The following is a 13,359-nucleotide window of genomic DNA, read 5'->3' as shown; positions in this document are numbered from 1 at the left end:
GCATCTGCCGGTCATCGCGGCGTGGGCGTCCACGCCCAGCGGGCGTGCCAGGCGAAACGATATCTTCAATCAATGTCCAACCCTGATCGGAAATCTCGTAACGTCCTGCCATGACAATACCTCCAAGTCTGAGGGAGGAAAGGCTAGCAAGACATCATTTTTCAGACAAAGCGTAGTTTCCTCGCCTTTCCTCTTCAGCCAGTTCTTCAGCCTGTGACGGGGTTTTTCGCTCTTTAGCGCAAAGAAACTTTACATCCCGTTGAACTCTTGGCGTGTTTTCGTATCAATGAAAGTGGTCGCCGTGCCTTGACCGGGCGCGGCGACGATTCGATGGCGTGAGGTTCGTTATCGCCGATTTATCCCTTATGAACATCGATCTAGCTACGTGCGACTCGCCAGAGTCTTCATCGAATGTTAGGAGTGTTTAATGGAACGTATGACAAGATGGTTTGCTCCCTGGCTATTGATGGCCGTCACGTTACTGTCTGTCCAGACGGCGCAGGCCCGCGATCTGCCGGACTTCACCGGATTGGTCAAGCAGGCCGCTCCCGGAGTGGTCAATATCGCCACCACCAGCAGCGTCAGTGCGTCCAGCGGGCCATACGGCCAGCAGGACGTTCCCGAGATATTTCGCCGCTTCTTCGGTGATCAGATGCCGCCGATGCCCGGCGCGCCGCAGGGCGAGGAAGAGCGCAAGTCGCTGGGCTCCGGTTTCGTCATCCGCAAGGATGGTTACATCCTGACCAATGCCCATGTGGTCAAGGACGCCGACGAGATCATGGTGCGTCTCAACGATCGGCGGGAACTCCCGGCCAAACTGGTGGGCTCCGATGCGCGAACCGACGTCGCCCTGCTCAAGGTCGACGCCGACGATCTTCCTACGCTCAAGATCGGCAACTCCGATGATCTCGAAGCCGGGGAATGGGTCGCCGCCATCGGTTCTCCGTTCGGTTTCGATCATTCGGTAACGGCCGGCATCGTCAGCGCGATCAACCGTACGCTTCCGAGCGAAACCTATGTGCCCTTCATCCAGACCGATGTGGCGATCAACCCGGGTAACTCCGGTGGTCCCTTGTTCAACCTCGATGGCGAAGTCGTGGGGATCAATTCGCAGATCTATACACGCAGCGGTGGTTTCATGGGGCTGTCGTTCGCCGTGCCGATCAGCGTTGCCATGAACGTCGCCGATCAGCTGCGCACCGAAGGTCATGTGAGCCGCGGCTGGCTGGGTGTGGTGATTCAGCCGGTGTCCAAGGATCTTGCCGAATCGTTCGGACTCGATGGCACAAAGGGGGCACTGGTTTCCGATGTCAGTGATGACAGCCCGGCGCAGAAGGCAGGCCTGAAGGCAGGTGATGTCATTCTGAGTGCCGACGGGTCCGATATCGATGACTCCACGACGCTGCCACGTCTGATTGGCCAGGTGGCGCCGGGAGACGAGGTCAGTCTGCAGGTCATGCGCGGTGGCGACCAGCGCAAGGTCGACGTGACCGTGGGTGATTGGCCGGACCAGACGGCGGCCGATGGCTCGCCGTCCAGCGCATCTTCCAACGACCAGACCAAGCTGGGAATTGCGATCAGTGATCTCAGCGATCAGGAGAAGCAGCAGCTGGATATCGATAATGGCGCCCTGGTGCGTCGCGTCGACCCGCGTGGCGCGGCGGCGGCGGCGGGTATTCAGCCTGGTGACGTCGTCGTCAGTTTCGATCAGAAAGCGATCGATAGCGCCGATCAGCTGATCGATGCGGTCAAGCAGGCCGACGGTGATCGTGCCATCCCGGTGCGTATCGTCCGGGATGGGACTTCACTGTTCGTAGCGTTGCGCTTGAAGGTCGGCGACTGAGTCGCGTCGGACGGAAAGAACCGGGCCAAGCCCGCCTCACAGCCTCGCGAAAGCGAGGCTGTGTACGTTCCGGTTGTCGCTGTCTTTGCCACGGCCATGTCGGTACAATGCGCCAAATTCGTAATCAACCGCGCGACAGGAAGACAACGGTACATAAATGTCGGCGCGGGCGAATCGCTGCGTCGTGCGCTGCTCGAATACTGACCGGACCCCGCGTCATGGCTGGTGCTTCCTGCGCCGCGCGTCGTGCGCTTCATCCCGCTCGACGATTTATCGACGTTTCCCTGGCTACGGCACTCCGTGCGGACCGCGCGCGTACAAATTACCGGTAAGGTTTCAATGGCAGACGCTGCAAGCAACGAGCAACTGAAGTTCATTCGCAACTTCTCGATCATCGCCCATATCGACCACGGCAAGTCCACGCTGGCAGATCGCATCATCCAGTTCTGCGGTGGCCTGACAGATCGTGAACTCAAGGAGCAGGTGCTCGATTCGATGGATCTCGAGCGCGAGCGCGGTATTACCATCAAGGCGCAGTCGGTCACGCTCGACTACCAGGCGCAGGATGGGCACACCTACCAGCTCAACTTCATCGACACGCCCGGGCATGTCGATTTCTCCTACGAGGTTTCGCGCTCGCTCTACGCCTGCGAGGGGGCATTGCTCGTGGTCGATGCCGCTCAGGGTGTCGAGGCGCAGTCGGTCGCCAACTGCTACACCGCCATCGAGCAGAACCTGGAAGTACTCCCGGTTCTCAACAAGATGGATCTACCCCAGGCGGACCCGGACAAAGTGGCTCACGAGATCGAGGAGATCATCGGTCTCGATGCTCATGACGCGGTACGTGTGTCGGCCAAGAGCGGTCTCAACATCGATCTGCTGCTGGAGCGTCTGGTGCGTGATATTCCGCCCCCCAAAGGCGATCGCGAAGGCCATCTCCAGGCCCTGATCATCGATTCCTGGTTCGATAACTACCAGGGTGTCGTGTCGCTGGTGCGTCTGTTCGACGGCACCTTGAAGAAGGGCGACAAGATTCAGATGAAGTCGACCGGTCGCGATTGGGAAGTGACCGACATCGGCTATTTCACGCCCAAGCAGAACTCCACCGGCATCCTGCGTGCCGGCGAAGTCGGCTTCGTCATCGCCGGCATCAAGGATATCCAGGGCGCGCCGGTCGGCGACACGATCACCCATACCAAGACCAAGGACGTGCCGCGTCTGCCCGGCTTCCAGAAAGTGAAGCCGCAGGTCTACGCCGGCATGTTCCCGGTCAGCTCCGACGACTACGAAGACTTCCGTGACGCGCTCGAGAAGCTGGCGCTCAACGATGCCTCGCTCGACTACGTGCCGGAGAACTCCGATGCGCTCGGGTTCGGCTTCCGCGTCGGTTTCCTCGGCACGCTGCACATGGAAATCGTCCAGGAACGCCTGGAGCGCGAATACGACATCGATCTGCTGACCACGGCGCCGACAGTCAACTACGAGCTGTTGATGGACAACGGTGAGTTGGTCACCATCTCCAACCCGTCGAAGCTGCCCGATATGGCCAACGTGGCGGAGATGCGCGAGCCGATCGTGCGCGCCAGTATTCTGGTGCCGCAGGAGTACGTGGGCAACGTCATCTCCGAATGCGTCAATCGTCGCGGCGTGCAGTTGGACATGCAGGTGCTGGGCAGCCAGATGCAGCTCGTCTACGAACTGCCGATGGCCGAGGTCGTCATGGACTTCTTCGACCGACTCAAGTCGATCTCCAAGGGCTATGCCTCGCTCGACTACAGCTTCGAGCGTTTCGAGGCCGCCAAGCTGGTACGCCTGGATATTCTCATCAACGGCGATCGTGTCGACGCGCTGGCGTTGATCATTCATCGCGATCACGCTCATTCGCGTGGTCGCATTCTGGTCGACAAGATGAAGGAGTTGATCCCGCGCCAGATGTTCGATGTCGCGGTACAGGCAGCGATCGGCGGTCACGTCGTGGCACGAACGACGGTCAAGGCGCTACGCAAGAACGTGACGGCCAAGTGCTACGGCGGCGACACGACGCGCAAGAAGAAATTGCTGGAGAAGCAGAAAGCCGGCAAGAAACGCATGAAGCAGGTGGGTCGTGTCGAAATACCCCAGGATGCGTTCCTTGCCGTTCTCAAAATGAACGAGTAGGAAAACACCTCATGGATTTTTCGTTGTTACTGGTGTTGGCTGTCGCCATCACGGGGCTCGTCTGGTTGCTCGACAGCCTGTTCTGGCGGCGCTCGCGTCGCCAACGCCAGCAGGCCGCCGCACAAGCACAGGGTGGCGAAAAGTCGGTCGACTACAAGGACCCCTGGCCGGTCGACTACGCCCGCTCCTTTTTCCCCGTGTTGCTGGTCGTTCTGGTGCTGCGCAGCTTCGTGATCGAGCCGTTCCAGATTCCCTCGGGCTCGATGCGACCGACACTCGAGGTAGGGGATTTCATCCTGGTCAACAAGTTCAGCTACGGACTCCGCCTGCCGGTCATCAACACCGAAATTGCCGATATCGGTGAACCGGAGCGCGGTGATGTCATGGTCTTCCGCTTCCCGCAGGATCCATCGGTCAATTTCATCAAGCGCGTCATTGGCCTGCCGGGGGATCACATTCGCTACGAAAACAAGCAGCTCTACGTCAATGGCGAGCCGGTGCCCAAGTCGATGACCGATCCCGACCCGGCAGAAGCACCGGGCGAAGAACTGTTCGAGGAACACCTCGGTGACGTCGAGCACAGTATCTTCAACAACCCCCAGAGCCCCGGGCCCCAGATGCGGGAGATCGTCGTTCCCGACCACGAGTATTTCATGATGGGCGACAACCGCGACCACTCCAACGACAGCCGTTACTGGGGTTTCGTCCCGGAAAAGAACATCGTCGGCAAGGCGTTTGCCGTGTGGATGCACTGGGATGGTGGATTGCCTAGCTTCAGCACGGTACGCCAGATAAACTGATTCTTATATAGCTGTTGAAATTTCAGTTGGTCGGCCGCCGGCTCCGGACGCGGGATCATGACGGTCCCGTTCTCGGAACAGCGGCAAGACGCGCAACTCGCATAGCGGGCGACGGGCTATCCCGCGCCCGCTTTGCTTCAAAGACAACGATTCTTTGTTTCAAAGATAACGACTCAATGGGAATGACGTGAGTGATCCTCTGCAAGGCTTCAGCCGCCGAATTGGCCACGACTTTCGTGACCCGGCGCTGCTGGAACTGGCGCTGACGCACCGCAGCGTCGGCGGCGCCAATAACGAACGGCTCGAGTTTCTGGGAGACTCGATCGTCAATTTCGTGATCGGCGAGGCGCTGTTCAAGCGCTTTCCGGCCGCGCGGGAAGGGCAGTTGTCCCGTCTGCGGGCCGGGCTGGTCAAGGGGCAGACGCTGGCCGTGGTGGCGCGGGAATTCAACCTGGGCGAGTGCCTCAGGCTGGGGTCCGGCGAGATGAAAAGCGGCGGTCATCGGCGCGATTCGATCCTGGCCGACGCGCTGGAAGGGGTGATCGGGGCGATCTATCTCGACGCCGGTATGGATGTGGCACGCAGTCGCGTGCTGGCCTGGTTCGGGACACGGCTGGAGGCGATCGATCTGCACAACACCCAGAAAGATCCCAAGACGCGCCTGCAGGAGTTCCTGCAGTCCCGGCAGCAGGCGTTGCCGCGCTATGAAGTGATCTCGGTGGAAGGCGAGGCCCACGCCCAGACCTTCAGCGTCGAGTGCCACGTGGCCATGCTGGGCGAGTCACCGACGCTGGGAGAAGGCACGAGCCGACGTTTCGCCGAACAGCAGGCCGCCGAGCTTGCGTTGTCCAAACTCGAACCATCAAAGGGCAAGCGTCAATGACACAGAGCTGTGGTTTCGTCGCTATCGTCGGGCGTCCCAACGTGGGTAAATCGACCCTGATGAACCGTATCCTGGGGCAGAAGATTTCCATCACCTCGCGGCGCCCGCAAACGACGCGCCACCAGGTCATGGGCATTAAGACAGTGGATGAGGCGCAGTTCATCTATGTCGATACGCCCGGCATCCATCTGCAGACCCGGGATCGCAACAAGGCGATCAATCGCTTCATGAACCAGGCTGCATCACAGGCGCTGCGCGACGTCGATTGCGTCGTGTTCCTGGTCGACCGCACGCGCTGGACGGATGAGGATCAGGTCGTGCTCGACAAGCTCACCCACGTCGAAGCGCCGGTAATCCTGGCGGTCAACAAAGTCGACTGGCTCGAGGACAAGACGACATTGCTGCCGTGGCTGGAGTCGCTTTCCGCCAGACGCGAATTCGCCGCGATCCTGCCGATCTCCGCCAAGCACGGAACCAACGTGCCGGAGCTCGAAGGCGAAGTCGGCAAGCGCCTGCCCGAAGGTGTGCACTACTTCCCGGACGATCAGATCACCGACAAGAGCCAGCGCTTTCTGGCCGCCGAGCTGGTCCGCGAAAAGGTCATGCGCCAGTTGGGCGACGAGCTTCCCTATCAGATGACCGTCGAGATCGAGGAGTTCCGCGACGAAGGCAAGGTCATCCATATCAGCGCATTGATGCTGGTCGAGCGCCAGGGCCAGAAGAAGATCCTGATCGGTGACAAGGGGGAGCGGATCAAGAAGATCGGCATCGAGGCGCGCCAGGAGATGGAGCGAGCCTTCGACAGCAAGGTCATGCTCAACCTGTGGGTCAAGGTCAAGCGGGGTTGGTCGGACGATGACCGGGCGCTCAAGAGCCTTGGCTACAATCTCGATTGACGAGCATCTCGATTGACGATCCGATCTTCCGATCGACGAACTGATTCGAGCAGGGAACTGCGCGCTCCTCTCAAGAGGCATTGGCCATGACGCCCCAGCCGGCTTATCTGCTGCACAAGCGGCCCTATCGGGAGACCAGCGCCCTGGTGGACGTCATCACGCTGGAGCACGGCCATATCCGCGCCGTCGCCCAGGGCGTTCAGCGGGCGGGGAGCAAGTCCCGCGCCAAGCTGCAACCTTTTGCGCCACTGCATCTGACCTGGATCGGCGACGGCGATCTCAAACGCCTGCGGATGATGGAAACCACCCAGAGCGCGGTGTTGCTGGCCGGTGAAGGCTTGCTTTGTGGACTCTACGCCAATGAGCTGCTGACGCGAGCGCTGCCGGTCGGGCTGCCGACGGGCGATCTCTTCGCCATCTACGCCAGGACGATCGAGCGACTGACCCGGCCGGCCGAACGTGCCACCAGCCTCAGGCGCCTTGAGATCACCTTGCTCGAGGCGCTGGATGCCGAGCCGATCTTTCTCGAGACGGACGACAGCCCGCTCGATCCCTCCACCCGTTACACCTACGTTGTCGAGAGCCGCCGCTTCATGCCCGTCGGTGCGCAGCACCCCGGTTGGGATGGCCGCAGCCTCAAGCTGCTGGCGCGCGGCGACTGGGACGCGTCCGGGCTGGCTGGCCTGAGCAAGGCATTGACCCGAGCGGCACTGGCGCCGCTGATTGGCAACCAGCCGCTACGCTCCCGGGAACTGATGCAACGGCTCAGCCAGCGCCGCCGTCAGGGGCGTGCCTGATTCTCGCTATCGCCGGGCCGGGGAGCGCGTCCCTCGACCCGGGTCCTCTTGTCTTTCACCGCTCCAAGGAGCCCGAGTTCATGATCGCTACTCGTATTCAGTTGGGTGTCAACATCGACCATGTCGCGACGCTACGCCAGGCCCGCGGTACCCGCTATCCCGACCCGGTCCAGGCCGCGCTGCTGGCCGAGGAAGCCGGCGCCGATGGCATCACCTTGCATCTGCGCGAGGACAGACGGCATATCCAGGAGCGGGACGTCGAACTGATCGCGGCCGTGCTCAATACGCGCATGAACCTGGAGATGGCGGTGACCGAGGAGATGGTCACCCTGGCCGAGCGGTTGAAGCCCGCCGACGTCTGCCTGGTGCCGGAAAAGCGGGAAGAGCTGACCACCGAAGGGGGGCTCGACGTCGTTGGCGGTCGCGATGCCATCGCTAGTGCCTGTCGTCGACTCGAGGCGGCAGGGTGCCGGGTTTCGCTGTTCATCGATCCCGAGCCGGCGCAGATTCAGGCGGCATTCGAGGTGGGTGCCCCGGTGGTCGAGTTGCACACCGGTGCCTATGCGGAAACCAGCGGCGAGGCGCAGCGCCTCGAGTACGAACGACTGACCGCGGCGGCGGAATTCGCCGACGAACTGGGCCTGGTGGTGAACGCCGGACACGGCCTGCACTACCACAACGTCGAGGCGATTGCGGCGATCCCTGGTATCCACGAGCTCAACATTGGCCATGCGATCATCGCGCGGGCGCTGTTCGTCGGGCTCAAGGAAGCCGTGGCGGAAATGAAACGGCTGATGGTGGCCGGCCAGGAGTCGGGACTCGTCGCCCAGATTGAATCCTTCGAGCATGACCACGACCACGACCACGACCACGCGTAAGCGCGTCAGTGGATGCCAGTGACCGTCTGGTCGTCGGCCCAGATGCCCAGACGGTCGCAAGCGGCCATCACTTCACGAAATGCCTCGCCACACGCGTCCACGGGGTGATGGCGACAGCGGTTCTCCAGTTTGTCGCAAGCCGCCGCCAGCTGGAGCGCGCCGCAGTAGCGGCAACCGCCGCCGAGCTGGTGGGCGATCTCGGCAAGCCGCTCGGCATCGCGGCGCTGCCACGCGACATTCAGTTCGTGTCGATACCCGGGCAGCTCCGCAATCAACTGGGCCAACATGTCTGCGGCGAGCGCCTCGCGGTCGCCACTGACCCGGCGGGCCCGGGCCTTGTCGACGACCGGCAGGTCACCCGCATGCAGGGGTGGCGGTGTTCGGGAGAGATCTGTACCTGAAGGCGAGGTCGTCCGTTCCGAGGGTGGGCACGGAGGCATCGTCAGATATTGCGCCAGCACGCTTCTCAGCAGACTTTCCGCTAGCGGCTTGACTAATATCTCGTTGATGGCGCCATTCGTCGATCGGCTTCGTTCTGGCGCGTTCGGTTCGGCGGTCATGGCGATGACGGGTTTGCGTTTCCATTCCCGATTCAGTCGTCGCAGGCGGTCTATTGCTTCGAAGCCGCTGGCATCGGGCAGGTGCAGATCCACCAGAACCAGATCGATGGTCCGCTTCGAGGCAATGGCAACGGCTTCGGCGGCGCTGCTCGCCACCACGACTTCCGCGCCGATGATGGGAAGCACCGCGTCGAGGTAGTGCTGCGACACCTCGTCATCGTCGATGACGAGCACTCGAGGGCGCGGGGGGAAATCCCGCTGACGATGCTCGGCGAGCATCCTGGCCAGGGCTCGCCCCAGGCTATATCGGGAGATCGGCAACCGGAGGATGGCGCTTCCTTCCGGCAGACGCCAGGTTATCGGCCGCGTCGGGGTGAGATTGGCCACCAGCAGACAGGGGCGGCGCATGGCGTCGAAGCGTTGTTGCCAGATTCGATGAGCCTCGGGCTCGAGAGCCTTCTCATCAATGCCAATGATCGACAACTGACACGTGTCACCCGTCGCGCTCAAGGAATCCGGTTCGCTCAGCGATGTCGGGCGCGCACGCCATCGCTTGAGCGCATAGTCGAGCAGATACGCCAGCCGGGCATGTGGCTGCCATACTGTGATTTCCGCACCTTCCAGATCGAATTCTGCGGGGCGAACATAGGGCTCGCAGGCCTCCAGGCCGATGCTGGCGATGATCGTGTTGCCCTTGCCCGAACTGGCCCCCAGGGCCAGCGACCCGTTCATCTCCGCTGCCAGGCGCTGGCAGATAGCAATACCCACACCGGTTTTGGCATCGACTGCTTCGGCTTGTCCTCGTTCGAGCGCTTGCTGCAGGCGCTGACGATTTGATGGATCGCGGCTGCCGCCATCGCTGACACTCAAGCGCAAGCGGACCGCGCTACCTTCGCGGCTCTCCAGGACGACGCGAATGACGATATCGCCTTCCTCGCCGTACTTGATGGCGTTGTTGATCAGATTGGTCAGCAGCTGGCGGATGCCGATGTCGGCACCGACGAGGCGAGGGGGAACGTCATCGTAGACAATAGCCAGCAACGTCATGCGCTTCGCTTGCGCCAACGGTGTCTGCAGACACAGGATCTCCCAGAGTACCTCGGCGATATCAAAGACGTGATCCGTCCGGCTGCGATTGTCCCCCAACACATGGTCGACGGTATCGAGCAGCCCGGTGGAAGCCAGATGAATGTGGCGGAGCCATTCCCGTTGCTGCGTATCGAGAGGGCTGTTCTCCAGCAGGCGACAGAACCCCAGCACCCCGGACAGCGGCGCGCGTAGCTCATGACTCACGTAGGTCAGATCACTGTCCGGGCTCACTTCCGGTGCGTGAGTCAATGATGACGTCGGGAAAAGCGACGCTTTGGCGTTGGGCGCTGTCCGGTCACGCGTCGTACGGTCAGGAGGTGATCGCCGCCAGACCAACGTCAACGGAATCAATAGCAGCAGTGACAGCAGCGGCAGCCAGGGGCTAAAAGGGCGGTCAGGTATGGAGTTGGCGCGTAGAGGATCGAGACTCAGATCCAGCCAGTAGCGGTGCGGCGACTGCGGGAGAACGAAGGTCTCCAGCGGTTGTATCCATCTCCGAACCCCATCGTGGTTCCAGGTGCGCAATGCCGATGAAAGCGTCTCCAGTGCCGCCGGAGGAGGGGCCGTCCCCGTGAAATCCCGGACTTTGCCGCTTTCATCTCGGAGGGTGGCGTTGACGATAGCCGGGTCGCTGGTCAGACGGGCCAGCAGCTTGTGCACCCGAGGCATGTCCTCGTTCTGCGCGGCCTCAGCCAGCGATGGCGTGAAGACACGGTTGATGCTTTGCAGCCGTCGGGACAACATCTGATCATTGGCACGACACCATTCCCAGGCATGCCACCCGGCCAAGCCGAGCAGCAGCGCGGAAAATAGTATGAAAAAAATGATCAGCCCGCGTGAAACCATTAAACCCTGAAGCTCTTGCGTTTTCATGGAGTTTTATCGGCGAAGGTCTGAAAAACCGTAGCCCTGCCAGTGACTCGAATCGGCAATGCCATAAAACCGATCGCCCATTATGGATCGAGACGGCGATGCCGACACACGAGCCGTCGCCGTGTCCTGGATGACCGCTGTCATGTCCCCCGCCGGCTTCGATATACTATTACCATTCCATTTACTGGTTCTCGGCCGGCCGCTTTCGTCATTGGTCCGGTTCGAAACCGTACAAGCTCTGGCCCCAGGAACTTTTCTATGGCATTTCCCACGCTCGCGCAAACCGTTGGCAATACGCCATTGGTGAGACTCGCCCGCATCAATGCCGGGCGCGACAATACGATTCTGGCCAAGCTGGAAGGTAACAATCCGGCAGGCTCGGTCAAGGATCGCCCGGCGCTCTCCATGCTCCGCGAAGCGGAGGCTCGGGGCGATATCTCGCCGGGAGACACGCTGATCGAAGCGACATCCGGCAATACCGGCATTGCACTCGCCATGGCCGCCGCGGTGATGGGGTATCGCATGATCCTGATCATGCCGGACAACGCCTCCAGCGAGCGCAAGCAGGCCATGGCGGCCTACGGCGCCAGGCTGATCGGCGTCAGCAAGGAAGCCGGCATGGAAGGGGCGCGGGATCTGGCCGACGAGATGATCGCCCGAGGCGAAGGCAAGCCGCTCAACCAGTTTGCCAACCCCGACAATCCGCTGGCCCACTACCGTACCACCGGTCCCGAACTGTGGGAGCAGACCGCGGGGCGCATCACCCATTTCGTCAGCGCCATGGGGACCACCGGCACCATCATGGGGACCTCGCGCTATCTCAAGGAACGCAACCCGTCGATCCAGGTCGTCGGCCTTCAGCCGGCGGACGGCGCGAGCATTGCCGGCATCCGGCGCTGGCCCGAGGCGTATCTGCCCGACATCTTCGAACCGCAGCGAGTCGACAGCGTGCTGGACATCGGCCAGCAGGAAGCCGAGGAGCACATGCGCCGCCTGGCACGGGAAGAGGGAATTCTCGCTGGTGTCTCCTCCGGCGGAGCGCTGGCGGGGGCGCTGAGGGTCGCCGAACAGGTCGACAACGCCGTGATCGTGTTCATCGTCTGCGACCGGGGCGATCGCTATCTCTCCACCGGCCTCTATGCGCCGGACGCCTGATCATGGCGATGCTGGGGAAAAAGCGGTCACCGGTCGTACGTCGCGAACGCCAGACGTCGCGGCACGCACCGGCAGCGAAAGCCGACGACGGCTCGCTGACCATCGAGCGACTGGCGCATGACGGGCGTGGCGTAGCGCGAAACGCCGAAGGCAAGACGGTGTTTGTCGATGCCGCGCTGCCGGGAGAGCGGGTCGACATCGCGATCCATCGTCAGCGCAAGCGCTATGACGAGGCTCATGTACGCGAGCGCTTCAACGCGGCCGAAGAGCGTGTGGAACCGCCCTGTATCTACGCGGCACGCTGCGGCGGCTGCGATCTGCAGCACTTGAGCGTCGAGGGCCAGCGCGAGCACAAGCGCCGGGTACTGGTCGATCTGCTCAAGCGTCAAGCCATTGATGCCCCGGAAGAGATAGCGATGCTGATCGGCCACGATGCCGGCTATCGTCGTCGCGCCAGGCTGGGCGTCAAGTGCGACGCGCAAGGTCGGGTTCATCTCGGGTTCCGCGCGCGAGGCAGCGAGCAGCTGGTCGACATCGACAGCTGCCACGTGCTGGCGCCGCCGCTGGCGGCCCTGTTGCCGCGCCTGCGTGCACAGCTGGAGTCCCTCGAGGCGCCGCGTCATGTGGGGCACCTTGAACTGTTGCTGACCGATGCCGACGTGGTCACCGTGGTGGTGCGGCAGCTGCGCGACGTACCTGGTGACGAACAGTGTTGGCGAGCCTTTTCCGAGCGCGAAGGTGTGGCCTGTGCGTTGCGCCGAGGCCGCGAGTCGACCAGCCTGGTCTGGCTTGGCGACAGGCCAGAGCTGGTCACGACGGTCGACGGCGGCGATCGCCGACCGGTGTCGCTCGCGCTGGCGCCGGGTGATTTCCTGCAGGTCAACGCCGAGATCAACCAGCGCCTGGTCGACACGCTGCGAGACTGGCTCGCCCCTGGCGGCGGGGAGCGGCTGCTCGACCTGTTCGCCGGTATCGGCAACTTCTCGCTGGCGCTGGCTGGTGACGTTGCCAGCGTCACGGCGGTCGAAGGGAGCAATGAGATGGTCGAGCGGCTGCGAGACAATGCCGGCCGCAACGGCCTGGACGTCTCGGCATTGCAGGCCGACCTCAGCGCGCCAGGCGCGACGATCGAAGCGCTGATTGCCGAGCACGATACGGTATTGCTGGATCCGCCGCGGGACGGTGCCGATGCGGTTTGCCGACAGCTGGCGGAAAGCGACGTGGCGCGGGTGGCTTATATCTCCTGCGATCCCGCGTCGCTGGCACGGGACGCGGCGCATCTGCTGGCGGGAGGCTACTCGTTGTCGCGTCTGGCAATGGCCGACATGTTTCCGCATACCGCCCATCTGGAGTCGCTCGCGCTGTTCGAGCGGCCACGGCGGCGGGTTGGTGGTCTCGGAAGTCCGATTTCGGGAGGCAAGCACTAGC

10 protein-coding genes are annotated in these 13,359 nt (G+C 62.3%); 9 read left to right on the top strand and 1 reads right to left on the bottom strand.

The genetic code is table 11. The features are described 5' to 3' along the window. Positions 1-427: 427 nt before the first annotated feature. The 7 genes from R3F72_RS07575 to pdxJ all read left to right on the top strand — a co-directional run bounded on the left by R3F72_RS07575 (position 428) and on the right by pdxJ (position 8,254). Positions 428-1,843 (top strand): DegQ family serine endoprotease, encoded by a 1,416-nt coding sequence (locus tag R3F72_RS07575; protein ID WP_332779333.1) that lies wholly within the window; start codon positions 428-430, stop codon positions 1,841-1,843. 339 nt (positions 1,844-2,182) lie between these two features. Continuing rightward, positions 2,183-4,000 (top strand): translation elongation factor 4, encoded by a 1,818-nt coding sequence (lepA, locus tag R3F72_RS07570; protein WP_087719493.1) that lies wholly within the window; start codon positions 2,183-2,185, stop codon positions 3,998-4,000. An 11-nt stretch (positions 4,001-4,011) separates the two neighbouring features. Then, a complete protein-coding gene (lepB, locus tag R3F72_RS07565; RefSeq protein ID WP_087719492.1) occupies positions 4,012-4,800 on the top strand; it encodes a signal peptidase I in 789 nt (262 codons plus the stop codon). Positions 4,801-4,999: 199 nt separating this feature from the next. Then, complete coding sequence (gene rnc, locus R3F72_RS07560; protein ID WP_442978339.1) at positions 5,000-5,683, top strand: ribonuclease III; 684 nt, start codon at positions 5,000-5,002, stop codon at positions 5,681-5,683. Then, entirely contained in the window at positions 5,680-6,579 is a 900-nt protein-coding gene (era, locus tag R3F72_RS07555; protein ID WP_332779331.1) for a GTPase Era, read from the top strand. The genes rnc and era overlap by 4 nt, the downstream gene beginning before the upstream one ends. A gap of 86 nt (positions 6,580-6,665) precedes the next feature. Then, a complete protein-coding gene (gene recO / locus R3F72_RS07550) occupies positions 6,666-7,376 on the top strand; it encodes a DNA repair protein RecO (protein WP_332779330.1) in 711 nt (236 codons plus the stop codon). Between the two features lie 80 nt (positions 7,377-7,456). Next, entirely contained in the window at positions 7,457-8,254 is a 798-nt protein-coding gene (gene pdxJ, locus R3F72_RS07545; RefSeq protein WP_332779329.1) for a pyridoxine 5'-phosphate synthase, read from the top strand. Positions 8,255-8,259: 5 nt separating this feature from the next. Here pdxJ and R3F72_RS07540 read toward each other — a convergent pair whose 3' ends face one another. Further along, positions 8,260-10,776 (bottom strand): response regulator, encoded by a 2,517-nt coding sequence (locus R3F72_RS07540; RefSeq protein WP_332779328.1) that lies wholly within the window; start codon positions 10,774-10,776, stop codon positions 8,260-8,262. A 258-nt stretch (positions 10,777-11,034) separates the two neighbouring features. Between R3F72_RS07540 and cysM the strand changes: the two genes are divergently transcribed. Together cysM and rlmD are read left to right on the top strand one after the other, a co-directional pair. Beyond that, positions 11,035-11,931, top strand: coding sequence for a cysteine synthase CysM (gene cysM, locus R3F72_RS07535; protein ID WP_087719486.1), 897 nt, complete (start codon positions 11,035-11,037; stop codon positions 11,929-11,931). 2 nt (positions 11,932-11,933) lie between these two features. Then, positions 11,934-13,358, top strand: coding sequence for a 23S rRNA (uracil(1939)-C(5))-methyltransferase RlmD (rlmD, locus tag R3F72_RS07530; protein WP_087719485.1), 1,425 nt, complete (start codon positions 11,934-11,936; stop codon positions 13,356-13,358). Position 13,359 lies beyond the last annotated feature (1 nt).

This window comes from Salinicola sp. 4072, assembly GCF_036663415.1.
GTDB classification, from domain to species: domain Bacteria; phylum Pseudomonadota; class Gammaproteobacteria; order Pseudomonadales; family Halomonadaceae; genus Salinicola; species Salinicola salarius_A.
This window is presented reverse-complemented; position numbering and strand designations above follow the sequence as displayed.

What these genes read in the sequence shown, in the direction of transcription:
- R3F72_RS07575 (WP_332779333.1), top strand. Translation starts at nt 428, where the DNA reads ATGGAACGTATGACAAGATGGTTTGCTCCCTGGCTATTGATGGCCGTC.
- lepA (WP_087719493.1), top strand. Translation starts at nt 2,183, where the DNA reads ATGGCAGACGCTGCAAGCAACGAGCAACTGAAGTTCATTCGCAACTTC.
- lepB (WP_087719492.1), top strand. Translation starts at nt 4,012, where the DNA reads ATGGATTTTTCGTTGTTACTGGTGTTGGCTGTCGCCATCACGGGGCTC.
- era (WP_332779331.1), top strand. Translation starts at nt 5,680, where the DNA reads ATGACACAGAGCTGTGGTTTCGTCGCTATCGTCGGGCGTCCCAACGTG.
- recO (WP_332779330.1), top strand. Translation starts at nt 6,666, where the DNA reads ATGACGCCCCAGCCGGCTTATCTGCTGCACAAGCGGCCCTATCGGGAG.
- pdxJ (WP_332779329.1), top strand. Translation starts at nt 7,457, where the DNA reads ATGATCGCTACTCGTATTCAGTTGGGTGTCAACATCGACCATGTCGCG.
- R3F72_RS07540 (WP_332779328.1), bottom strand. Translation starts at nt 10,776, where the DNA reads ATGAAAACGCAAGAGCTTCAGGGTTTAATGGTTTCACGCGGGCTGATC.
- cysM (WP_087719486.1), top strand. Translation starts at nt 11,035, where the DNA reads ATGGCATTTCCCACGCTCGCGCAAACCGTTGGCAATACGCCATTGGTG.
- rlmD (WP_087719485.1), top strand. Translation starts at nt 11,934, where the DNA reads ATGGCGATGCTGGGGAAAAAGCGGTCACCGGTCGTACGTCGCGAACGC.